Annotated in this window: 24 protein-coding genes and 1 pseudogene; 11 read left to right on the top strand and 14 right to left on the bottom strand. The window is 69.3% G+C overall.

What is annotated here, in order from left to right; translation table 11 throughout:
* The first annotated feature begins 82 nt into the window (after positions 1 to 82).
* Positions 83 to 880, top strand: coding sequence for a helix-turn-helix domain-containing protein (locus AAIL17_RS12290; protein WP_424683134.1), 798 nt, complete (start codon positions 83 to 85; stop codon positions 878 to 880).
* A gap of 25 nt (positions 881 to 905) precedes the next feature.
* On the opposite strand, the gene bhcC is transcribed toward AAIL17_RS12290, so the two are convergent.
* Together bhcC and AAIL17_RS12300 are read right to left on the bottom strand one after the other, a co-directional pair.
* Positions 906 to 2,069 (bottom strand): 3-hydroxy-D-aspartate aldolase BhcC, encoded by a 1,164-nt coding sequence (gene bhcC / locus AAIL17_RS12295; RefSeq protein ID WP_424683135.1) that lies wholly within the window; start codon positions 2,067 to 2,069, stop codon positions 906 to 908.
* A gap of 88 nt (positions 2,070 to 2,157) precedes the next feature.
* A complete protein-coding gene (locus AAIL17_RS12300) occupies positions 2,158 to 3,585 on the bottom strand; it encodes a PLP-dependent aminotransferase family protein (protein WP_424683136.1) in 1,428 nt (475 codons plus the stop codon).
* A gap of 91 nt (positions 3,586 to 3,676) precedes the next feature.
* On the opposite strand from AAIL17_RS12300, the gene AAIL17_RS12305 reads away from it, so the two are divergent.
* From AAIL17_RS12305 to AAIL17_RS12330, 6 genes are all read left to right on the top strand, one after another.
* Entirely contained in the window at positions 3,677 to 4,087 is a 411-nt protein-coding gene (locus AAIL17_RS12305; protein ID WP_424683137.1) for a cupin domain-containing protein, read from the top strand.
* Positions 4,088 to 4,095: 8 nt separating this feature from the next.
* Positions 4,096 to 4,557, top strand: coding sequence for a carboxymuconolactone decarboxylase family protein (locus AAIL17_RS12310; RefSeq protein ID WP_424683138.1), 462 nt, complete (start codon positions 4,096 to 4,098; stop codon positions 4,555 to 4,557).
* Positions 4,558 to 4,570: 13 nt separating this feature from the next.
* Complete coding sequence (locus tag AAIL17_RS12315) at positions 4,571 to 5,215, top strand: HD domain-containing protein (RefSeq protein ID WP_424683139.1); 645 nt, start codon at positions 4,571 to 4,573, stop codon at positions 5,213 to 5,215.
* A gap of 75 nt (positions 5,216 to 5,290) precedes the next feature.
* Positions 5,291 to 5,764 (top strand): DoxX family protein, encoded by a 474-nt coding sequence (locus tag AAIL17_RS12320; RefSeq protein ID WP_424683140.1) that lies wholly within the window; start codon positions 5,291 to 5,293, stop codon positions 5,762 to 5,764.
* Positions 5,765 to 6,092: 328 nt separating this feature from the next.
* Positions 6,093 to 7,523, top strand: a complete 1,431-nt coding sequence (locus AAIL17_RS12325) for an FAD/NAD(P)-binding protein (protein WP_424683141.1) — start codon at positions 6,093 to 6,095, stop codon at positions 7,521 to 7,523.
* 282 nt (positions 7,524 to 7,805) lie between these two features.
* A complete protein-coding gene (locus tag AAIL17_RS12330) occupies positions 7,806 to 8,342 on the top strand; it encodes a carboxymuconolactone decarboxylase family protein (protein WP_424683142.1) in 537 nt (178 codons plus the stop codon).
* 162 nt (positions 8,343 to 8,504) lie between these two features.
* On the opposite strand, the gene AAIL17_RS12335 is transcribed toward AAIL17_RS12330, so the two are convergent.
* Positions 8,505 to 9,134 carry a CGNR zinc finger domain-containing protein gene (locus tag AAIL17_RS12335; protein WP_424683143.1) on the bottom strand — a complete coding sequence of 210 codons (630 nt, stop codon included), beginning with the start codon at positions 9,132 to 9,134 and terminating at the stop codon, positions 8,505 to 8,507.
* 379 nt (positions 9,135 to 9,513) lie between these two features.
* Here AAIL17_RS12335 and AAIL17_RS12340 point away from each other — a divergent pair, with 379 nt between their 5' ends.
* Entirely contained in the window at positions 9,514 to 10,368 is an 855-nt protein-coding gene (locus AAIL17_RS12340) for an alpha/beta fold hydrolase (RefSeq protein ID WP_424683158.1), read from the top strand.
* A gap of 67 nt (positions 10,369 to 10,435) precedes the next feature.
* Here AAIL17_RS12340 and AAIL17_RS12345 read toward each other — a convergent pair whose 3' ends face one another.
* The 3 genes from AAIL17_RS12345 to AAIL17_RS12355 all read right to left on the bottom strand — a co-directional run bounded on the left by AAIL17_RS12345 (position 10,436) and on the right by AAIL17_RS12355 (position 12,949).
* Positions 10,436 to 11,113 carry a peroxiredoxin-like family protein gene (locus tag AAIL17_RS12345; RefSeq protein WP_424683144.1) on the bottom strand — a complete coding sequence of 226 codons (678 nt, stop codon included), beginning with the start codon at positions 11,111 to 11,113 and terminating at the stop codon, positions 10,436 to 10,438.
* 100 nt (positions 11,114 to 11,213) lie between these two features.
* Positions 11,214 to 11,783, bottom strand: a complete 570-nt coding sequence (locus AAIL17_RS12350; RefSeq protein ID WP_424683145.1) for a carboxymuconolactone decarboxylase family protein — start codon at positions 11,781 to 11,783, stop codon at positions 11,214 to 11,216.
* A 359-nt stretch (positions 11,784 to 12,142) separates the two neighbouring features.
* Positions 12,143 to 12,949, bottom strand: a complete 807-nt coding sequence (locus AAIL17_RS12355) for an SDR family NAD(P)-dependent oxidoreductase (RefSeq protein ID WP_424683146.1) — start codon at positions 12,947 to 12,949, stop codon at positions 12,143 to 12,145.
* A 151-nt stretch (positions 12,950 to 13,100) separates the two neighbouring features.
* Here AAIL17_RS12355 and AAIL17_RS12360 point away from each other — a divergent pair, with 151 nt between their 5' ends.
* Entirely contained in the window at positions 13,101 to 13,991 is an 891-nt protein-coding gene (locus AAIL17_RS12360; protein ID WP_424683147.1) for a LysR family transcriptional regulator, read from the top strand.
* Between the two features lie 48 nt (positions 13,992 to 14,039).
* On the opposite strand, the gene AAIL17_RS12365 is transcribed toward AAIL17_RS12360, so the two are convergent.
* Positions 14,040 to 14,999: an AraC family transcriptional regulator gene (locus tag AAIL17_RS12365; RefSeq protein ID WP_424683148.1), complete on the bottom strand. Its 960-nt coding sequence runs from the start codon at positions 14,997 to 14,999 to the stop codon at positions 14,040 to 14,042.
* Between the two features lie 113 nt (positions 15,000 to 15,112).
* On the opposite strand from AAIL17_RS12365, the pseudogene AAIL17_RS12370 reads away from it, so the two are divergent.
* Positions 15,113 to 15,388 (top strand): annotated as a pseudogene (locus tag AAIL17_RS12370) (carboxymuconolactone decarboxylase family protein); the annotation flags it as partial.
* Between the two features lie 306 nt (positions 15,389 to 15,694).
* Positions 15,695 to 16,195, top strand: coding sequence for a YkgB family protein (locus AAIL17_RS12375; RefSeq protein WP_424683149.1), 501 nt, complete (start codon positions 15,695 to 15,697; stop codon positions 16,193 to 16,195).
* Between the two features lie 50 nt (positions 16,196 to 16,245).
* Here the strand turns inward: AAIL17_RS12375 and AAIL17_RS12380 are convergent, their stop codons facing one another.
* The 7 genes from AAIL17_RS12380 to AAIL17_RS12410 form a co-directional block, all read right to left on the bottom strand.
* Positions 16,246 to 16,959 (bottom strand): hypothetical protein, encoded by a 714-nt coding sequence (locus AAIL17_RS12380; protein WP_424683150.1) that lies wholly within the window; start codon positions 16,957 to 16,959, stop codon positions 16,246 to 16,248.
* 316 nt (positions 16,960 to 17,275) lie between these two features.
* Complete coding sequence (locus tag AAIL17_RS12385) at positions 17,276 to 18,040, bottom strand: LytR/AlgR family response regulator transcription factor (protein WP_424683151.1); 765 nt, start codon at positions 18,038 to 18,040, stop codon at positions 17,276 to 17,278.
* Entirely contained in the window at positions 18,037 to 19,260 is a 1,224-nt protein-coding gene (locus tag AAIL17_RS12390) for a sensor histidine kinase (protein ID WP_424683159.1), read from the bottom strand. Before AAIL17_RS12390 ends, AAIL17_RS12385 begins: the two co-directional genes overlap by 4 nt.
* A gap of 353 nt (positions 19,261 to 19,613) precedes the next feature.
* Positions 19,614 to 20,381, bottom strand: a complete 768-nt coding sequence (locus tag AAIL17_RS12395; protein WP_424683152.1) for an isocitrate lyase/PEP mutase family protein — start codon at positions 20,379 to 20,381, stop codon at positions 19,614 to 19,616.
* Positions 20,382 to 20,475: 94 nt separating this feature from the next.
* Positions 20,476 to 20,631, bottom strand: a complete 156-nt coding sequence (locus AAIL17_RS12400) for a hypothetical protein (RefSeq protein WP_424683153.1) — start codon at positions 20,629 to 20,631, stop codon at positions 20,476 to 20,478.
* 81 nt (positions 20,632 to 20,712) lie between these two features.
* Complete coding sequence (locus AAIL17_RS12405; protein ID WP_424683154.1) at positions 20,713 to 21,555, bottom strand: helix-turn-helix domain-containing protein; 843 nt, start codon at positions 21,553 to 21,555, stop codon at positions 20,713 to 20,715.
* A 55-nt stretch (positions 21,556 to 21,610) separates the two neighbouring features.
* Positions 21,611 to 22,165 (bottom strand): peroxiredoxin, encoded by a 555-nt coding sequence (locus tag AAIL17_RS12410; protein WP_424683155.1) that lies wholly within the window; start codon positions 22,163 to 22,165, stop codon positions 21,611 to 21,613.
* Positions 22,166 to 22,282: the final 117 nt, after the last annotated feature.

A 22,282-nucleotide genomic window follows, 5' to 3' on the forward strand; every position in this document is an offset into this window, starting at 1 on the left:
CAGCCCCTCGACTCCGGCCACGCTCGTGAAAGGGAACCCACCCGTCCGCCCAGGCTCGCGAGCCTTTGGCATCATCGCCCCCATGAACGCCCAACCCATCGACGTCCAGCGCCCGATCGGCGACCTCCTGCGCGAATGGCGCCGCCACCGTCGACTCAGCCAGCTCGACCTGGCCACCGGCGCGGAGATCTCCACGCGCCACCTGAGCTTCGTCGAATCGGGCCGGTCGCAACCGAGCCGCGAGATGATCCTGCACCTGGCCGAGTACCTGGGCGTGCCGCTGCGCGAGCGCAACGCATTGCTGATCGCGGCCGGCTTCGCGCCCGCCTTTCGCGAACGCGCGCTGGACGACCCCGCGCTCGCCACCGCGCGCGCCACCATCGACCTGCTGCTCAAGGGCCTGGAGCCCTACCCCGCGCTCGCCGTCGACCGCCACTGGCAACTGGTCGCCAGCAACCAGGCGACGCTGCGCCTGCTCGGCGGCGTCGCGCCCGAGCTGCTCGCACCGCCGGTCAACGTGCTGCGCCTGAGCCTGCACCCGGCCGGGCTGGCCCGGCGCATCCGCAACCTCGGCCAGTGGCGCGCCCACCTGCTGCACCGCCTGCGCCAGCAGATCGACGCCAGCCACGATGCGCAGCTCATCGCGCTGCTGCGCGAACTGCAGGCGTTGCCGATGCCGGAAGGTACCGCCGAGGCGGACATCGCTTCGGCCATCGCCGTGCCGCTGCAACTGGAGCTCGACGGCCAGGTGCTCTCCATGCTCAGCACCACCACCGTGTTCGGCACGCCGGTGGACATCACGCTGGCCGAACTCGCGCTGGAGGCGTTCGTGCCGGCCGATGCGCGCACCGCCGAACGGTTGCGGGTGATGGCCGGCTGACCGCCGGCTTCGTCGACGGCCCGCGTCAGTAGCTCTTGCCGCGCGCCGACACCGGCCACACCGCCTCGACCTTGCCGTTGCGCACGCCGACGTACCAGTCGTGCAGGTTGCAGGTGGGATCGCAATGCCCAGGGACGAGCTTCAGCTTCTCGTTGATGCGCAGGACGCCGTGCCGGTCCTCGATCACGCCATGTTCGTCCGAGGCGTTGACGTAGCTGACGTCATCGCGGCCGTGCACGACCGGAAGGCCGCTGTCGAGCGACAGCACCTTGAGCCCCGCGTCGCAGACCGCCTGGCCGGGCCGGGCGCGGCTCATCACCGAGGTCAGCACGAACAGCGCGTTTTCCCACTCGCCCTGGTCGATGCGGTGGCCATCCCGGTCCCGGATGCGCCCGTAGTCCGCGTCCATGAAGGCGTAGCTGCCGCACTGCAGTTCGTTGTAGACACCCGACCCGGACTCGAACGGATAGGAGCCGGTGCCCCCGCCGGAAACGATCGCGGGCGCCAGTCCGGCCGCCCGCAACGCTTCGACGGTGGCCTTCGCCAAGGCGATGGCGTCGTCGAGCCGGGACTTGCGGTCGGCGTAGCTTTCCAGGTGCTGCATGGCGCCCTGGTACGCCTGGATGCCGGCGAACGCGAGCGACGGCGCGGCTTCGATGGCCCTGGCGATCGCGACCGCTTCCTCCGGCGTGGCGACACCGCAGCGGCGTGCGCCGCAGTCGATCTCGACCAGGCAGTCCAGCGTGGTGCCGTGCCTTTGCGCCGCGACGGAAAGCTCGGCCACGTTCGCCAGGTCGTCGACGCAGACGGTGATCCGCGACCCGGATCGCGGCAGGCGCGCGAGGCGGTCGATCTTCAGCGGGTCGCGCACCTGGTTGGAGACCAGAATGTCGGCAATGCCGCCGCGCGCGAACACCTCCGCTTCGGACACCTTCTGGCAGCACACGCCGACCGCGCCACCCAGGCTTTCCTGCAGCTTCTGCACGTCGACCGACTTGTGCATCTTGCCGTGGCTGCGATGACGCATGCCGTGCGCACGCGCGTACTCGCCCATCTTGCGGATGTTGCGCTCCAGCGCATCCAGATCGAGCATCAGGCACGGCGTCTGGATGTCGGCCTCGTCCATGCCCGGCACGGCTGGGATGTCGTAGCCGACCTCGCAACCGGTCAACTCCGTCGTTGCGTTCACGCAAACCTCCGATGAAGGAACTGCTGGCACAAGCTGGACCGCGATACTGGACGCAAGCCTGCTCCGCTGGCAACGGCGCGGCGGTCGATCATCCGGCGCCGGTGCCCCCGTCCGGGGAAAACCTGTCGACCAGCTCGTGCAGCCGCTCGCATGCCGAGGCAAGCTTCGCCTCGTCCGCGGTGGCGATGCCCAGCAGCAGGCCGGAACGGCACGCGCCACCGGACTGGTACCAGGGTGACAGCGGTTCCGGCGCGAGTCCCCAGGCACGGGCCTCGCGCGCCACGGCGACATCCGGCACCGCGTCGGGCAACTGCACCAGCGCCGCCAGGCCACCGATCCGCACGCGGTAGCCCTTGCGCTCCAGCGCGGCCTGCAGCGCCTCGCCCCTGGCCAAGTAGACGCGCTTCATGCGCCGCAGGTGGCGCATGTAGTGGCCCTCGTGCATGAACCGGGCGATGGCGTGCTGCACGGCCGGGCCGGGTGCCGAGCCGAGGCACATCACCGCCTCGTTGAACCGCTCCACCAGTTGCGTGGGCGCGACGATGAAACCGAGCCTCAGCGCCGGGCTGATGGTCTTGCTGAACGAGCCGATGTGGATGACCCGTCCACTGCGGTCCAGAGAGGCCAGCGCGGGCGCGGCGCGACGCCGGAGCTGAAGCTCGCCGAGATAGTCGTCCTCGATGATCCAGGCGCCGCTACGCGCGGCCCAGGCGATCAGCTCGATTCGCCGCCCGAGCGACAGCGTCGCGCCGAGCGGCGCCTGCTGCCCGGGCGTGACCAGCGCCAGCGCCGCGTCGGGCGCCCGCTCGATGCCGGCGGCGACATCCAGGCCGTCGTCATCGACCGGCACCGGCACCGGCACGAGCCCGGCGAATGCGAGCGCCCGGCGGCTCTGGAAAAAGCCGGGGTCCTCCATCCACGCCCGGCGGCCTTCCGCGCGCAGCACCCGCAGCGTGATCTCCAAGGCACCGGTGAAGCCCGCCGTGACAAAGACCTGGGAGGGCCGGCATTCGATCCCCCGCGCGAGCGCCAGGTGCGCGGCGATCTCGCGCCGCAAGGCGAGCTCGCCGCGCGGGTCCGGATACACGGCGGGCGTGGCCACTTCCGCCCGCGCGGCATGCGCGCGCAGGCGCGCCAGCAGGGTGGCCGGGAAGCAGTCCGAGGCGGGCACGCCCATCTGGAAAACGGCGGGACCGACGAACAGGTGCCGGTAAAGCTCGGGCGGTGCGTCCTCTTCGCCGCCGGCAGCGACCCGTCCGCTCGCCGGGTGATCGGCCACCCGCGTGCCGCCCGGCCGCGACGAGACGATGACCTGCTCGTCCGCCAGCCGCTCGTAGGCGGACTTGACCGTGCCCCGCGCGACACCCAGTTGCGCGGCCAGCGCCTGCCACGAGGGCAGCTTCGCACCGGGCGCGAGCGCGCCGCTGCCGATGGCCGCCAGCACGCCGAGGCGGATCTGTTCCGCCAGCGTGGTCCCGGCGGCGCGGTCGATGCGGATGTGCAGCGCGGATGCCATGCTTCATGGTACAGAAAAAAAATCGACTTCTGGTTCTTTCGAGTGCACCTTGCCGGGCGCAAGATCGCGGCCTTCCCGAAAGGAGCCCGCCATGTCGATCAACCGTTTCTTCGCCGCCCTGCTGGCCAGCGCCGTATTCGCCGGGAGCGCCTGCGCGCACGCCCCGGACGGCACCGTCAGACCGAACTTCTCGCACGCGCTCCCCAACGTCCCGGGCAAGTCGCTGGTCGCGGTGGAGGTGGACTATCCGCCGGGCGGCGCCTCCGCTCCGCACCACCATGCCCGCTCGGCCTTCATCTACGCCTACGTGCTTTCGGGCGAGATCCAGAGCCAGGTCGACGATGGACCGGCGCGGGTCTACCGGGCGGGCGAGTCCTTCTACGAACTGCCCGGCGCCCACCACCGGATCAGCCGCAATGCGAGCAGGACCATGCCGGCCCGGCTGCTGGCCGTGTTCGTCGTCGACACCGGCGACCAGCCGCTCACCACCCCCGACGAATAGGTACCGCCATGTCCCAACGCATCGACTACAACCAGGTTGCGCCGGCCGGCGCCAAGGCGCTCGGCACGGTCTACGGCTACGTGACGCAGTCCGGTCTCGACCCCGTGCTGGTGGACCTGGTCTACCTGCGCGTGAGCCAGATCAACGGCTGCGCCTACTGCCTGGACATGCACACCCGTGACCTGCTGAAGAAGGGCGTGGCAGTCGACAAGCTCGCGCTCGTGCAGGCCTGGCGCGAGGCCGGCCCGCTCTTCAGCGAGCGCGAGAAAGCCGCGCTCGCGTGGGCCGAGTCGGTGACGCAGGTCGCGCAGACCGGCGTGCCCGACGCCGATTTCCAGGCCGCCTCGGCGATCTTCAGCGAGAAGGAACTGGTCGACCTGACGTTCGCCATCGGCGTGATGAACACCTACAACCGGCTGGCGATCAGCTTCCGCAACACGCCCGAAGCCGTCCGCCGCGCGCAAGGCTGACCCGGAGGATCCCATGTCGACCGGAGACATCCTCGGCATCCCCGTTCCCGACAGCGCGATCGCCCGCGAAGCGACCGAGCTGGTCCGCGACAGCGAGAGCGAACTGCTGTTCCTGCACTCCATGCGCGTCTATGCCTGGGGCGCGCTGGCCGGCAGGCGACGCAAGCTGGCCTTCGATCCGGAGCTGCTCTACGTGGGCTCGATGTTCCACGACCTCGGCCTCGCCGTGCGCTTCCGCGAAAGCACGCTGCGCTTCGAGGTCGACGGCGCCAATGCGGCGCGCGACTTCCTGCGCGGCCATGGCATCGCCGAACGCGACATCGAGAAGGTGTGGAGCGCGATCGCGTTCCACACGACGCCCGGCATTCCGCAGTTCATGCACCCGGAGGCCGCGCTGCTCCACGTCGCCACCGGCATGGACGTGGCCGGCCGCGCGTACGACCAGTTCACCGACGAGGAGCGCGAGGCGGTGACGTCCGCCTGGCCGCGTGCGCAGGATTTCAAGCACGCCATCATCGACGCCTTCTACGAGGGCCTGAAGCACCGCCCGGACAGCACCTTCGGCACCTTCAACGACGACTTCATCGCCTTCAGGAATCCTGCCTTCCGGCGCGTGGACCTGTGCAGCATCATCCTGCATTCGCCCTGGGCGCATTGATGCGCGGGCGGCTGGCCGCGCCGGCGGATCGACGACGCCTGTAACCGGAGCAGGGCTGCGAGCGAAAGCCCCGGCATGGACACCCTCATCGACCGCTGCCGGCACCTGCTGCCTTCCCTCCGCTACCACTGGTATGCGATTCCCCTGCGCCTGATCGTCGGCTTCGGCTTCATGGAGCACGGCTATGCCAAGCTCGCCCGCGGACCGGAGTCGTTCACCGGCATCCTGCATGCGCTCGGCATGCCCGCCCCCGGCTTGCTGGCGTGGGCGACGATCCTGGTCGAGCTCTTCGGCGGGCTGGCGGTGCTGCTCGGCGCGTTCATTCCGCTGGCCAGCATCCCGATGGCGATCGTGCTGCTGGTCGCGATCTTCACCGTCCACCTGCCCTACGGCTTCAGCTCGATCAAGCTGCAGGCGGTGACCGCCGCCGGCGCGCACTTCGGGCAGCCGGGGTACGAGACCGACCTGCTCTACCTCGCCGGGCTCGTCGCGCTGGTGCTGGGCGGAAGCGGCCCGTGGGCGGTCGATCGGCTGTGGCGGCGGCGGTGACATTGCACGCCATGCGCTGAAGTCCAGCCCGCAGAAGCACGGGACCGGCGATGGCGCCGGCCCGGCCTTCTGTCTACGATTCGTGTTCGCCACGGCGAACCCGATCCTTGCGGCCGCCTAGCCGTTCCTTAACGGATGCTGTGTTCGAGTGGCACCCAACGAACCGGCCGCAGGTGAGCCCCATGCAAACGACGCATCGCACGGCATCCACGGAGCGCACCGCCCGCCGCGCCTGACCGCCAGGCCGCGCCGCATTCCCTCGACCCCACCTCTTCATCGGCCTGCCAGGCGGCAGGGCGATGGAACGTCGTCCGCGACAGGAGAACGTATGGCTGACATCGCGATCATTGGCGGCGGCGCCGCGGGCGCCTCGCTCTTCGGCGAGCTGCTGCGCCGCGGCGACGCGCAGGTGCACTGGATCACCGGCGACCGCACCGTGGCCGGCCGCGGCGTGGCTTACGCCGGTGGCAGCGACCGCCACCTGCTCAATGTGCGCGCCCATGCGATGGGCCTGTTCGCGGGCAGCGACGGCGAGTTCCTGCAGTTCGCCACGCAGCGCATGGACGGCGTGGGTGCCGACGACTTCCTGCCGCGCGGCCTGTTCGGCGATTTCGTCGAGGCGCAGGTGCGTGCCTGCGCCGACCAGGCCCTGCAGCAGGGCCGCCGCTTCCAGATCCACGGCGACGACGCCGTCCAACTGGAGCCGCTGTGCGACGGCGGCTATGCGGTGCGCCTGGCGAACGGCCTGCTGATCAAGGCCGACGCGGTGGTGCTGGCGCTGGGCGCGCTGTCGCCGCGGCCGCTGAAGGCGGTCTCGCGCGAGGCGCTGCAGAGCGGCGCCTACGTGCTCGATCCCTGGCGCATCGCCAGCCGCGAGCCGGCGCCCCGCCGCGTGCTGGTGATCGGCACCGGCCTCACCGCCGTCGACACGCTGCTCTCCGCGGCCGACCGCTGGCCGGAGGCCGAGCTGGTCGCGCTGTCGCGCCATGGGCAGTTTCCCTTCGAGCACGCCACGCTGCCGCTGCCGCCGCACCCCCGGCAATCGGCATTGAATACGGCCCTGCTCGCGAGCGACGGCCTGCACGCGATGCTGCGGCAGGTGCGCGACGCGATCGAGGCTGCGCCGCAGGCCGACTGGCGCAGCCTCATCGACGGCATGCGCCCGATCAACGCACGGCTGTGGCGGCGCCTGGACGCCAAGCAGCGCCGGCGCTTCCTGCGCCAGCTTCGCTGGCTGTGGGAGGCGGCGCGCCACCGCGTCGCGCCCGCCTCGGCGGAGGCGCTCAGGCGGATGCGCGGGGAGGGCCGCCTGCGCGTGCATGCGGCACGCGTGCTCGAGGTCGATGGGCATGGACCCTTGCGGGTGAGCGTGCGCCATCGGGCCACGCAGCAGACCGATACCTTGCCGGCGGACCTGGTGATCCAGGCCACCGGCCTGGATACCGCAGTCGCCTACACCGAGCACGCGCTGCTCTCGCGCCTGCTGCGCGACGGGCTGGCCATGCCCGATCCGCTGCAACTGGGCGTAGCCGCGCATCCCGACGGGCAACTGCTCAACGCCCGCGGCGAACTGCAGGTGGGGCTGTACGCGATCGGCGCGCTGCTGCGCGGCAACCTGTGGGAATGCGGCGCGATGGCCGAGATCCGCGTGGCCGCGCAGCAACTCGCCCGGCGGCTGGCCACGGCGGACGACGGGCAGGCGCGCACCAGTGGTGCCGTCGCACCGGCGCCGCGCGCGAGCCTCGCTTCGATTCCGTAGGCAGCCATCTCCGACGCGACCCCGGACGTCGCCGATGCTGCGCCCGCATGCCGTCTGCGCAGGCGGACGGGCACGCGGCCGGCCGCATTGCGCAGAGCAGCCTGCCGATCGAACGGTGCCCCGCCAGGTCTGACGCGGCGACGACCGGGCGACTTCTCCCCGGCGATACCGACCGCGAAACGAGACGATAGAGCATGCAATCGATTAAATAAAGCATTAAACGACTCGACGTGCACACCTAGAGTGACTCCCACGTTCCAACCACCCAACGAGGAGTCCGTCATGTCCCGTCTCGCCACCCCGTCCGTGCAGTCCGCCACCGGCGCCACTGCCGAGGTCTATGCCCAAGTCCGCAAGGTCGCCGGCAGCGTGCCCAACACCTTCGCCGCGATCGGCGCGTATGGCCCCGCTGCGCTGAAGGCGATCCTGCAGGCGGAAGCCGTACTGGCCTCCGGCAGCCTTGCCAGGCAGGACCTGGAGACCATCAAGTTGCTGGTCAGCGAAGTATCCGGCTGCGACTACTGCGTGGCCGCACACAGCATGCTCGGCAAGATGGCCGGCCTGAAGCCCGAAGCGCTCAAGCAGATCCGCGCCGGCCAGCCGACGGGCGATGCGAAGCGCGATGCGCTGACCCGTTTCGTGCGCCTCCTGGTCGAGACCAGCGGCACCATCGCCCAATCGGAGTTCGCCGCGATCAAGGCGGCCGGCTACACCGACGCGCAACTGGTGGACATCAGCCTGGCGATCGCGCTGGTCGTCTTCACCAACACGTTCAACCGCATCAACGACACCGAGCTGGATTTCCCGGCGGTCCAGTGAAGCGGCGCTCAAGGGCGCCACTCCAGTGGCGCCTTTTTTTCGTCGGCGATGGATGAGGACGAACCCGCTTCCGCGACACGGGCGCGGGAGGCATTCCGCGCCGGAAGGATCACGGACCGGGGCGCAGGTTGCGAAGCACGTCCGCTCCCCAGCCAATCCGGGTCACCCGCCGAGCGGCGCCTTTCGCCGGTTCCGGTGAGCCGCCTGTTTTGCGCGATTGCCGCAAAGGGCCATGCTGCACCAGCGACGGGCGTGGCCTCGGGTGTGATCGGCGAAGAGCAATGAGCAGGCGGGTCCCTCGCAAGCCTTCACGTAAGAGAAGTCTTCGTCGCAAACCACCCGGGCGATCGCTTCGGCGATCGGCAGCAACAGGGCCTCGGGCGAGTTCCAATGGCGCATCCGGATGAGTGCGAACGCGGGAGATTGCCCCGAGGGCGCCGCGACGATCCGGCCAAAGCTTTCGTCGCGCTTCAACAACTCGTTGAGCGGTGCAAGTTCGGCCAGGTCGGCCTCGCGCAGCGGGCGCCCCATGTGGTTGCACACGAAGCCGCGAAACCACTCGCGCAGTGCCCTGGCCTGTCCGGCAAGACGATCGATCTCCCCCGGAATCGCACGCTCGCGCGTCGCAAGGAGCACCTCCTCAGGCACGAGTTGCGCCTGGCGAAGCCAGCCCATCAGTCCCTCGCCGTCGCCGAGCCAATCGATCGGGGTATCCACGGGCGTCGCCACGGAATTGAGGAAGTCCAGCGCGAGCGAGTCGGCCAGAAAAAAAGCGGGTGCCGCTTGTGTCATGCGAATTCTCCTGTCGCCAAAGTAACCATCAAAAATGCGCTTGACAAGTTACTTTGTCGAACATAACCTCTCAACTCATATTTGAGCGGTTACGACCATTTCAAGCCGGGTGCGTGCTCAGTGAATGCGTCCAAGCCGTAGAAATTACGTCGGCGATAGGAAGCGCAGCCGCTGCTGTATGTCGCCTGCGCGAACGCCTCGAACCGAGTCCGGGCCGCCGACTCAGTCCAGACAAAGACTATTGGAATGGTTACTGATGGGGCTGCCCGCCGGATCTGCCTGTGGGCCCGTGCCGCCGGCAGCGTCCCGCGCGACCCATGTCATCCAACGCAGACCTGCGATCTCCGCCCCACGCCTCCCACACCGAAGGAGAACTGCCATGTCCACTGTTCGATATCGCCATGCCAACGTCGATGGCCTGAAGGTTTTCTACCGCGAGGCAGGCGAGGCCGGGAAACCCAAGTTGCTGCTGCTCCATGGCTTCCCGAGCGCCGGCCACATGTTCCGCGACCTGATCCCGCTGCTCAGTAACGATTTCCACATCGTCGCGCCCGATCTGCCCGGTTTCGGTCAGTCCGACATGCCGCCGCGTGACCAGTTCGGGTACACGTTCGACCATATCGCCGATGTCATCGACCGCTTTACCGAAGTGGTGGGTTTCGATCGCTTCGCTGTCTATGTGTTCGACTATGGCGCGCCGACCGGCTTTCGCCTCGCCGCGAAGCATCCCGAGCGCATCACCGGCATCGTTTCGCAGAACGGCAACGCCTATGTCGAGGGGCTGAGCGAGGGCTGGGACCCCATCCGCGCTTACTGGGAAGACCCCTCGCAGGCCAACCGCGAGGCGCTGCGCAAACTTCTCGCCCCGGATACGACGCGCTGGCAATACACCCATGGCGTCGCCGATGAATCGCTGGTGTCGCCCGATGGCATCGCGCTGGACAACTACTACCTTGCCCGCCCCGGCATGGACGACGTGCAGTTGGACCTGTTCCTCGACTACAAAAGCAACGTCGCCCTGTATCCGGCCTTCCAGGCGTATTTCCGCGAGCATCAGCCGCGCTTCCTGGCGATCTGGGGCAAGAACGATCCGTTCTTCCTTCCGCCGGGCGCCGAAGCGTTCAAGCGCGACATTCCCGAAGCACGCGTGAGTTTCCTCGACACCGGGCATTTCGCGCTGGAGACCCACGCGGGCGAGATCGCGGACGCCATCCTCACCTTCTTCGCCCGTTGAATGACCGGCCAGGTGCGGACCCGCGGCTGCTTCGATGCGAACGCACGAAGTCCAGCCGCGGGCCGACTCAGGCCGCGCGACTCTGCGCCGCCTGGCGCAGTACCGGCAGCATGTCCTCCGCCTCGGGTCGACGGGTGTAGTCCGGATTCACTTCGGCATAGAGGATCGTGCCGTCCTGCCCGATCACGTAGCGAGCCGGCATCGGCAGCGTCCAGCTCGGGTCGTCGTTGAACGCGGGCAGGTCGTTCTTCAGGCCCTTGTAGACCTCGACCAGGTAGTCCGGCAGTTCGAAGCGCAGGCCGAAGGCTGCCCCGACCTCGCCCTTCGTATCGGACAGGATCAGGAACGACAGGTGGTTCTGGCGCACCGACTTGCGGCTGTTCGCCGGGACCTGCGGCGAGATCGCGACCAGCCGCGCGCCGAGCTTCTCGAACTCGGGCAGAACCGCCTCGAGCGCCTGCAGCTCCATGTTGCAGTACGGGCACCACACGCCGCGGTAGAAGCTGACGATCAACGGCCCCTGCCGGAGCAGCTCGGCCGACTGCACCAACTGGCCCTCGGGGTCTTTCAGCGCGAACGACGGCGCGCGGTCGCCGGCCTTGAGCGCGCGCCCGGCAGCGCCGGAGGCGATCAGTTCGGCGGTGGCGCGATGCATCGCCTCGATGACCGGGTGCGGCACGCTGTACGGTGGTTTGCCTGCTTCGAAATCGGCCTTGAAGGCATCCAGTTTGGCTTGCAGTGACATGGGAAAGTCCTCTCGGAGAAAACCTAGGGAATGATCGGGAAACGGAGGGCCCGGTTTGCGCGCCAGCGACGCCATGGCCGCCAGCGCGCCGGGCAACGGCTCAGGCGGCCTGTTCGGCGCCCGGCTTGGTCCACTCGCTGCCGTGCATGAAGGCGTCGAGCTGGGTATGGGCGATGTGGTTGGTGTAGTTGCTCATCACCTTGGTCGCCACGCCGAGGATTACTTCGAACACGTTGCGGCGGGTAAAGCCGGCGGCCAGGAAGGCGTCGGTGTCCGCGTCCGACACCCAGCCGCGCTGGCGCACGACCAGCCCGGTGTAGCGATGCAGCGCTTCCAGCCGCGCATCGGGCAGCGGCGTGCCGTTGCGCAGTGCGGCGATCACCCCCGGATCCATCTTCTGCATCTTCGCCAGCACCGAGTGGCCAGCCATGCAGTAGTGGCACTCGTTCTCGAAGTTGGAGGTGAGCATCACCACCTGCTGCTCGTGCGGCGTCAGCGACGTCTCGGCGAACAGGCCCCACAGCGTGGAATAGCCGGCCAGCAGCTCCGGCGATTCGGCCATGGTCGCCTGCAGGTTCGGCACGAAGCCGAAGGCGGCCTTGGCTCCGTCGAGGCCGGCCCTGGAGGCAGCGGGTGCGTTGTCGGGGGTGTAGGTGGTGAACGTGGTCATGGTCGGACTCCTTGGGTGTCGTGTGATCGATCGGGAGTCGAAGCGTCCGCCTCGTGCTCCCGTGAACCACAAGCTACGAGCGCACCCGGAGCCCGAGTAGACGCGACCGACGACTAAGGGCTATTCCGGTCGGGAATGCGACCAGCCCATCTCGGCTGAAGACGATCCGTGCCTTCTGCCTCGCTCCTGTAGGAACCCACTTGTGGGCGTTGGTCTTTGCTCCAACGCACGCGCGGCCATAAGAGCATCGCCCAGAAGTGGGCTCCTGCAATTGAAGCGGGACCTTGGCGCAGCAAAAAAAACGCCCGGCCGGAGCCGGGCGCTTTCATGGCGCACCGCAGTGCGCGGAGCGAACAAGATCACAGTGCAGCGTGATCCCGCACGGCCTCCTCCAGCACCGGCTTGAGCTCGGCAAATCGCGCATCGACCGCCGCCGGATCCGCGCGGTTGAGCGCCACCATCTGCGCCCGCTTCTCGTTGGTGCGCACCACCTGGAGCGCCTCGTCCTCGATCCCCAGGACGATCGCCGCCGCGACGTCCGCCGCCGCCTCGCGCCCGAAGCCCTCGTCCGCACCGGCGTGGTTGGTGGCCATCATCGGCGTATCGGTCGCGCCCGGATAGGCCGTCAACACATGCACGCCCTCGCCCTTGAGCTCGCGCCGCAATGCCTCGCCGAAATGCGCGATGCCGGCCTTGGCCGCCGCGTAGGTGGCATAGAACGGCAAACCGACCAGCGCGATCGCCGAGGACACATCCACCACCATGCCGTGGCCACTGCGGCGCAGCAGTGGCAGCGCCGCGCGCGTGAGGAGGATCGGCGCGACCAGGTTCACCTCGATCATCGCGCGGATCTCGCGCTCGCTCGTCGCCTCCAGCCGGCCGGCACGCACGCCGCCGGCGTTGTTGACGAGCACGTCCAGCCCGCCGAGCGTGCCCTCGACCGCGGCCATCGTGGCGGCCAGCCCGTCGGCGGTGGTGACGTCGGCCGCCACCGCATCCACGCGTCCGCCGTCCGCGCGCAACCGCTGCGCTGCCGCCTCGACCACCTCGCGCCGCCGGCCACTGATCAGCACGTGCGCGCCCTTCGCCGCGAGGATCTTCGCGATCGCCAGGCCGATGCCGCTCGAACCGCCGGTGACCAGCACCTTGCTGCCTTCCAGTTTCATGTCGTCGTGTCTCGTGATGGGGAGGGAACGCCACCTCACCGCGCGCCGCCACGGCCGCGCGCGCTGGTAGCGGCCATGCCTGTATCGCCCCTCCCGCGCATCCGCGGTAGCCTTGCGCCGCTCATAGGCTTCATTCCAAGGGGGAATAACGATGGACCGCCTGGCCGCGATGGAAGCCTTTGTCCGCGTCGTCGACGCCGGCTCCTTCTCCGGCGCCGCCCGGCTGCTGCGCGTGGGCCAGCCGGCCGTCTCCAAGACCGTGGCCCAACTGGAAGAGCGCCTCGGCGTGCGGCTGCTGCTGCGCTCCACCCACGGCCTCACTCCCACCGAAGCCGGCCGCAGCTTCTACGAACGCGCCCGGCGCGCCATCGAGGAAGCCGAGGAAGCCGAACACGCCGCCCGCGGCGCCGGCGCCACCCTCACCGGCCGCCTGCGCATCTGCGCCGCGGTCACCTTCTCGCGCCTGCACGTACTGCCGCGCCTGCCGCTGTTCCTGGAACAACACCCCCAGCTCGACGTCGACTTCGTGCTCGACGACCGCAACATCGACCTGGTCGAGGAAGGCATCGACATCGCCCTGCGCATGGGCAAGCTCGCCGACTCCAGCCTGATCGCCCGCAAGATCGGCCAAAGCCCCCGCCACGTCTTCGCCAGCCCCGCCTACCTCGAACGCATGGGCGTGCCGCACGTGCCCGCCGATCTTGCCAGGCACCAGGCGGTGATCTACGAGCAGCGTGGCGGCGGCACCGAGTGGTCGTTCCACCGCGACGGCACTACGGCATCGGTCGCGATGCAGGGGCGCGTGCGTGTCACGGCTGCCGAGGGCGTGCGCGAAGCTGTGTTCGCCGGGTTGGGACTGGCCGTTGCATCGGAGTGGATGTTTGCGCCCGAGCTTGCGTCAGGTGCAGTGAAAAGCATCCTCGATGACTGGAGCTTGCCCCCTGTCGACCTGTGGGCCGTATTCCCAACGGGGCGGCAGGCCAGTGCCAAGGCAAGAGCCTTTGCCGGCTTCATCGAGGCGCAGCTATCGAATCCGGCCTAGCTCGCAGTCGCCCACTTGCGCGTCCGCTGCTGGCGAATTGCGGACAACCTAGATTCCCGCACCACCGCCCACCGCCTGCCTCCTCCACCGCGCCGGCGTCACTCCCATGTGCTGCTTGAACGCCCGCTGGAACGCCGCCTCCGACTGATACCCCACCGCTTCCGCCACGGCGCCGGTGGACTGGTTCGCCTTGCGCAGCTCGCTGGCCGCGAGCGTCATGCGGATGTCGGTGAGCAGGTCGCTGGCGGAGCGGCCGAGGCTGTCGTTGAACAGGCGTACCAGGGTGGCGCGTGAGACGTTGCACAGGCGAGCGAGCGCGGGCAGCGTCCAGGGGTGGGCAGGGCGTTCGAACATGGCGGTGATGGCCGGGGCCAGGCGCGGGTTTCCGGCGAGGGCGAGGAGGCCGGCGGGGGCGTCGCCCGATTCGCTGGACAGGCGCAGCGCGAGCGTGAACAGCGCGGCGGAGAGGGTGTTGAGCATGGCGTGGCCGCCGAGGTGTTCGGCGGCCGATTCGGTGCGCATCAGGGAGACCAGGCTGGCGACCTGCGCGGCCGTGGCGCCGGGTGCGCCCTGCCCTGCGCTCGCACGCGCCACCAGGCGTGGGGGCAGGTAGCCGCGCAGCAGGCGTTCGTGCGGGGCGGCGAGGACGAAATGGCCGCACAGCATGTCCAGCCGCTCGCCGCTGCCGGCGTTCTCGCTGAAGGTGAGGTTGAGGCCGGCGCGCTCACGCGCGGGCACCGGCCTGGCGCCGCTGCCGTCGTGCAGGGTGTGCGCGCCACCCTGGGCGATGAGCAGGATGTCGCCAGGGGCGAGGTGTTGCGGCGGGCCGCCGGCGGGATCTTCGAGCACGGCCGAGCCGGCGAGTACGACGTGGTAGGGGATCTCGCCGGGCTCGGCCGACGCCTGGTCGATGCGCCACGGCGCGCCGTAGTAGCAGCGCAGATCGAGCCGGCCGCGCACCGGCGTCATCTCCAGCAGGCGGCTCAGCCAGTCCATCGGTGGGGGCATAGTGCGGGCTCCGATGAGAGACGAATGAGCATGAATGCGAGCGCTTGCGACATTAACAGGCTCACATTGGCTCCGTACAGTGACTCCACGTCCAGCCGACGAAGGAGCCCGCCATGTCCCGCATCGCCATCCACCCGCTCGAATCCTCCGCCGGCGCCGCCGCGGCGGTGTATGCCCGGATCACGCAGGCCGTGGGGCGCGTGCCCAACTGTTTCGCGGCCATCGGCCAACTGCGACCCGCGGCGCTCAAGGCGATGCTGCAGCTCGACGGCGTGCTGGCCGCCGGATCGCTGAGCCGGCAGGACCAGGAGACGGTGAAGCTGGTGGTCAGCGAGACCGCCGGCTGCGACTACTGCATCACGGCGCACAGCCTGCTTGGTGCGCTCACCGGCCTGGATGCGCCGACGCTGCGGTGGATCCGCAACGGCCTGCGCACCGGCAATGCACGGCGCGACGCGCTGGTGCGCTTCGTGCGCCAGCTCGTGCAATCGCGCGGCACGCTGGAGGATGCCGAAGTGGTCGCGGTCCGCGCCGCCGGCTTCAGTGACGCGCAGCTCGTGGAGATCAGCCTGGCGGTGGCTGTGGCGACCTTCACCAACACCTTCAACCGCATCAACGACACCGAGATCGACCTTCCGCCCGTCGACTGAGCGACGGACGCCTTCCCTGCTTGATCAACCCTAAAGGAAACGACGATGAACGCACTGGTGAACGCGCTGGCCCGCACCGGCCTGCTCAAGAACGACCTGGACTACCACGTGATGCGCGCCTCGATGGTGGTGATGTTCTTTTTCTTCGGCTACCAGAAGTGGTGGGACTACGAGGCGCAGACGCTGATTCCCTTCATCAGCAACGGGCCGTTGATCGCATGGATGTATCCGGCGTTCGGCATCCGCGGCGCGAGCTGGTTCCTGGGCGTGGCCGAGTGGCTGTTCGGTGCGCTGCTGCTGGGCGGCTTTTGGAGCAAGCGGCTCGGCGTGCTGGGCGCGGCCGGCTCGGTGGTCACCTTCGTCATGACCGTCACCATCATCCCGTTCATGCCCGGCGGCTGGGCCGAGTCGGCCGGCGGCTTCCCCGCGATGGTGGGCAACGTGCCGTTCCTGATGAAGGACGTGGTGCTGCTGGCAGTGTCGGTGTATCTGCTGCGACAGGACGTGCTGCGGCTGCGCGAACGGCAGGCGTCGGCCATCGCGTGAACGGTTGGGCCGCGGCAGCGCCCCGCATTGACGACCGGGGATTCCTGGTGTCAGAGCGGTTGGCCCGTGTCGCGACAGCCGCTCCGCTGCCCGTTTGCCGCTGGCGCCGCTGGAGTAATCCGGCAAGCGGACCGGACCAGGCGAGCCCGAGGGAGCAGAGGTTCCCACGCCGGTTGCGGCTTGCCCATGCTCCACACCCTCCGGTCCTGGTCCTGTCGTTCCTGGTAATGCAGCCAGAGGCGTCCGACCAGGTAGCCGGGGTGCGCGTAGTCGGCCGGGGAGAACGTGTCAGGCCGCGTGGCGACCTGGTCCTGGTATCTCAGCCCCTCCCCCAGGAAAAGCCGATCGGTGTCGTTGACGGCATAGCGTTGCCGCTGCGGGTGGCTGTGGATGTCCACGCCGGTCGCCTGCATGCCCGCCGGACAGGCATTCGTCCTCGGGCTGGCCGCGTGGGCGTGGACCGTCACCAGCACCGTGCCCCAGCGGGCGCCGTCGGGCGTTCGGCAGAGGTTGCCGCTGGCCTCGACGCCGGTCCGGCGTGACCATGCCTGAAGCGCGTAGGCCACGCGGATGGCGAAGCCGTCCATGCCCTGCGGCGTGTCCGCCGCCTGCAACTCGGCGATCCGGTACACCGGCACGTCCTGGCCGCGCACCTGGGCATGGGCGACGACGACGCCTTCCGCGGGGTCGGCACTCCTGGCAGGCAGCGGATGGAAAAGCAGCCCAAGCGACACCACGGCCGCGAGGGAACGCGCAAATGGCATGGGTTCCACTCCTCCGAGCCGAACCACCCGCGAGTCGGATTCGCCCTGCGCCTCCGGCCACGCGCCTTGCGCCGAAAGCGGCACGCAGCGGCCCGGCCCGCTCTGGCAGCAGAGAGGCACTCGAGGGTGGTTTTTTGCGGCCTGCCCGACTGCCCGGATCAGGCAGATCGCGCCGGCGAACGCGCGCAGGTCACGCGCGAGGGGTGCGGCCCGGCCGATCGACGCCGGGACGCGCGGGCTAGATGATCATCCGGGGCACGCAGGCATGGCGGATACCTCGCAAACCTTGGGGATGGCCGATGCGCCGTGCATCGGCCTACATGTGACGGAACAGCGCCATGAACGGCTGGCTGACGGTGAGGGTTTCCGGGCGCCCCTTCAGGCGCACGGTGCCCTTGCCGGTGTCGTCACGTTCGATGGCCGCGATGGCCTTGAGGTTTACAATGGTCGAACGGTGGATCTGCTTGAACGTGGCCGGGTCGAGCACGTCGAGCAGTTCGCGGATCGGCTTGCGCAGCAGCGCCTCGCCGTCGGCGGTCATGGCAACGGTGTACTTGTTGTCGGCGCGGAAATAGGCGACGTCGTCGACCATCACCAGGCGCGTCTCGCGGCCGCTGCCGGCGGTGATCCAGGTAAGCGGCGGCGCGCTCGCCGTGCCGGTGCGCTGCGCCAGCTCCCGCAGCAGCAGCGCCAGGTCGCCCGGAAGGTTGCCGCTGGCGGCTCGCGACTTCAGCCGTTGCACGGTGGTGGCCAGGCGCTCCGGGGCAATCGGCTTGAGCAGGTAGTCGATCGCGCCGCGTTCGAAGGCATCGATGGCGTACTGGTCGTAGGCGGTGGTGAACACCACCTGCGTGGCGGGACTGGCCTCGATCGCGGCGGCGGCCACTTCGAGGCCGGATAGCCCCGGCATGCGGATGTCGAGGAAGGCGACGTCGGGGTGGTGGTCGGCGATGGCCTGCAGCGCGCCGGCACCGTCCTCGCAGGTGGCGACGACCTGCAGCTCCGGCCATGCCTGGGCCAGCAGCTTGCGCAGTGCCTCGCGCAGCAGCGCTTCGTCTTCGGCGATCACGGCGCGGGTCATGGCGCCGATCCTTCCGGCAGCGGCGTGGCCGCGGCGGGCACGGTCAGCGTGGCGGCGACGCCTTCGGGCACGTTGGCCACCACCGCCAGCGAGGCGCGCGGACCGTAGATCAGGCGCAGGCGCTCGCGCACGTTCTTCAGGCCGATGCCGGTGCCGCCGCCGGCGCTGTTGAAGCCCTGCCCGTCGTCGGCCACGGTGATGGCGATGCCGTCGGCGTCGCGGCGGGCCAGGATCCAGATCGTGCCGCCGCCGGGCTTGGGCTCCAGCCCGTGCTTGATCGCATTCTCGACCAGGGTCTGCAGCATCATCGGCGGCACGGCGATGGCGCGCAGCGCGTCGGGGACCTCCACCTTCAGCGACAGCCGGGCTCCCATGCGGATCTTCAGGATTTCGAGGTAGGCGAGCGTGCGCTCCAGTTCGTTGCCGAGCGTGGACAGGGGTTCCTCGACGTTGGGCAGCGAGTGGCGCAGGTACTGGATCAGATGACCGAGCATGCGGTCGGCCTGCGCCGGCTCGCTGCGCGTGAGGTACTGGGCGCTGGCCAGCGTGTTGTAGAGGAAATGCGGTTCCACCTGGGCGTGGAGCAGGTTCAGCCGGGCCACCGTGAGCTCTTTCTCGGTGACGGTCTGCGCCGCCGCCATCTGCTCGCGGCGGCGGCGCTCGGCGACGCGGCGGGTGATCGCGCGGGTGATCGCCTCGGCGTTCTCCAGGTTGGTGCCGTCGTCGACGCGGAACCAGTCGCTCCAGGCGCCGCTCTCCGGCTCGCAGATCAGCGTGACGCTGCTGGTGCCGTCGCCCGGCGTCACCGTGGCGAAGATCTGGTTGCGCAGGCTGCCGAACCAGTTGGCCGGGCTGGCCCGGCGCAGCAGGCTGCTGACCGCGCTGCCGCCGTACAGCGCGGGACGTTTCACCCTGGCGCGGATCTGCAGGCTGTCGCGGGCGCTTTCGATTTCCTCGCTGCGCGGCAGCTCGCGGATCGCCGCGTCGAGCAGGTCGAACGCCTCGTCCGCGTCGAAGGGAACTTCCACCTGGCGCCGCTGCCGGTTGCCCAGCGTGCCGCCGTCGACGTGCCCGGCGACCAGCCGCACCCGCCGTAGGTGCGAGAACGCGCCGGTGATCACGAACGCCATCGTGATCGCGAAGGCGACGAACAACGGCAGGGGATTGTTGCCGTGACCGGGCGCCATCAAGGGAAGCGACAGCAGCAGGAACAACAGCATCCATGCCAGCACGATGCGAACGATGAAGAACAAGCTCCTGATCACGACCGCCCCCGGCGATGCCTTCGATGGCCGGGAGCATAGCGAGCCGGATCGTCCCGTTCGCCTTCCTTGCGACGAATGGCCGGTGGGCGCGATGGGACGGGGGATTTCGGGGGCCAATACCTTGCGTGGCTCGCACCCACCGTGGGGACCGCCGGTTCATCAGTGCCTGGTCGTCGGCTGCGGTCGCATCGCATGCCGCCCGGGCAACCGGGGTACGAGACCGACCGGCCTTGTTCGGCCGGGCTGACACGGCGGCATATCGCGGTGGACTTCCTACGTACGCCCCGCTCCCACCGTCGGGAATGTGGTCAGGCCATCGCCGCCCTGGCCGCCTCGGTCAGCCACTGCATGGCACCGCGGTACGGACCCGGGCCGTGGCTGATGCGCACCACGCCAAGCTCGGCCAAGCGTGCGCGGTTCGGCACCCCGGGCATGACCATGATGTTGACCGGCAACGGCGAGGCTTCGGCCAGCCGCGCGATCAGGTGGTCGGCGACCACGCCGGGCACGAACAGGCCGCTGGCGCCGGCGTCGGCGTAGGCGCGGGCGCGCTGCAGGGCGTCGTCCACCATGGCCATGTCGTGCGCGTCGGCGGGCTTCTGGAAGAACACGTCGGTGCGCGCATTGAGGTACATCGCCACGCCGGCCTTGTCCGCCGTGCGACGCGCAGTGACGAGTCGCGCGGCCTGGTCCCGCGGGTCGCGCAGGCTGCCGTCGGAGGGGAAGCTGTCTTCCAGGTTGCAGCCGACCGCGCCTGCTTCGAGCGCGGCGGCGACCGTGGCGGCGACGGCCTCGGGTGCGTCGCCGTAGCCGCTCTCCAGGTCGATCGTCACCGGCAGCGCGACGGCGCCCACGATCCGGCGCAGGTTGTCCAGCGCGAGCGCGAACGGAAGCTTCTCGCCGTCGGCGAAACCGTTGGCGGCGGCCACCGACCAACTGCCCGTGGCGATCGCCCTGGCGCCAGCCTCGGCGACGGCGCGCGCGCTGCCGGCGTCCCAGGCGTTGAACAGCACCAGCGGCTGGCCGGGCACGTGGAGGGATTGGAACTGCTTGGCCTTATCGTTCTGCGTGGTCACTGCGGTCTCCAGCATTTTTAGGGATGAAACATAGAAGCGGGCGTGGCCCGTTGCGCACGCCCTGACATCAGCCGTTCGTAGGCGAGTGCGCGGCTCAGGCGCGGTTCGAGGCCATCGCGGAGGCGTGCGCCTCCTTCAGCTTCACCGCGCAGTCGTCGCAGCACACTTCCACGGTCTTGCCGCCGATCCGCACCTGGATGGCGTTCCCGTCCAGTTCGCAGTCGCAGGCGGCGCAGGTCTTCTCGCTCATGTCGTTCCTCCGATAGCCCCGAAATGGGGTGCAGGAAGTAGACGCTTTCCGGGACGCGGCGGCTGTCGAAAACTTTAGCGACTAGCGGTGCAGCGCGATCTGCCGGAACTCGCTCGGCGTGCGGCCGTACATCTTCTGGAACGCGGCGGTGAAATGGCTGTGGCTGGAGAAGCCCAGCTCCACGCCCAGCGCGGCGAGGTCGTCGTAGTCGCGCAGCAAGTCCAGCGCGCGGGCCAGCCGCAGCCGCAACTGGTAGCGGTACAGCGGCACGCCTTCGACCTGGCGGAAGCTCTGGGTGAGGTAGACGGCCGACACGCCGACTTCCGCCGCCACCTCGGCCAGCGTCCAGCGGCGCGCCAGGTCACGCGCCAGCACCAGCTTGGCGCGGTCGACCAGCCGCTGGCGGCCCTGGCTGGAACCGGCCGCGTGCGTGGTGCGCGGCGCCAGCGCGCGGTGCACCAGCGTCAGCGCGAGGCTCTCGCCTTCCAGCGGTTCGGCGATGCCCTCGCGCAGCGAGTGGCGCAGCAGCGCCACCAGCACCTGCGCGCGTGGATCGATGCGCAGGCGGGTCTGCCCGAACCGCAGCGGCTCGCCGTCGGCCAGCAGCGCGGGCGGCGCAAGCTCGCGCAGCAGGGTCGGGTCCAGCGCCATCGACAGGCTGGCATCGCCGCCGGCGTTCGGGTGGCTGACCTGGTAGTCCTCGCCGGCGTTGAAGAACAGCACCTGGCTTGCGTCCGCCACCGCGTCGTCGTGGCCGACGTGGCGCACGTAGGTGCCGCGGTAGGGAAAGACCAGGTGCGTGCGGCCGGCACGCTCGATTTCGCCCTTGTGCCGGCAGGTGCCCGCGCACACCACGTCGCGCACCTCGACCAGCGGCGTGACGAGCAGCGTGTAGACCTGGAAATCCGGATGCGGGGTGGACATGCGGCCATTGCAGCACAAAGGCGCGTCCCTGCGCCCTGCCCGGCCGCTCGCGGCGTTACTGCGCTTTCGCTTCGAGCGCCTTCACCGCCGCCAGCGTTTCCTCGACGTGCTTGTTCGGCTTGAGGTTGGAATAGACGTGCACGATCTTGCCCGACGGCGCGATCACGTAGGACGTGCGGTCCGACCAGCCCGGACGCATCGGCAGCAGCGCGTCGTATTCCTTCGCGATCGACGCGTCGGCATCGGCTGCGACCGGGAACTTGCCGCCGCAGTGTTCGGTTTCCTTGGAGAAGTCGGACAGTTGGTCGGTGTTGCCGGCGGTCACGCCGATCACGGTGGCGTGCAGCGCCTTGAACTTGTCGATGGCGACGGAGAACAGGTGCGCTTCGAGGTTGCAGCCGGCGGTGTGCGCGGCGGGGAAGAAGTAGACCACGACGGGTCCCTGCTTCAGCGCGTCGGCGAGCTTGAAGGTGAAGGGCTTGCCGGCGAGGTAGGCCGGCGCGGTGAAGTCGGGGGCCTGCGCGCCCTCCTTCAGGGCGGCAAAGGCCGGCGCGGCCAGGGTCGCCATACCGACGAAAGCGAGCGCGGCAAGCTTGATCGAGGGTTTCATGGGTGGTTCCTTGGTGAGTGGAGAAAACCGGTTATACGCCACGATGGCCCGTAGGGTGGGCTTCAGCCCACCGGCCCGCTTGCAGAAAGGGCTGGTGGGCTGAAGCCCACCCCCCGG

The sequence above is a fragment of the Frateuria sp. YIM B11624 genome (genome assembly GCF_049727805.1).
Lineage (GTDB): Bacteria > Pseudomonadota > Gammaproteobacteria > Xanthomonadales > Rhodanobacteraceae > Frateuria_A.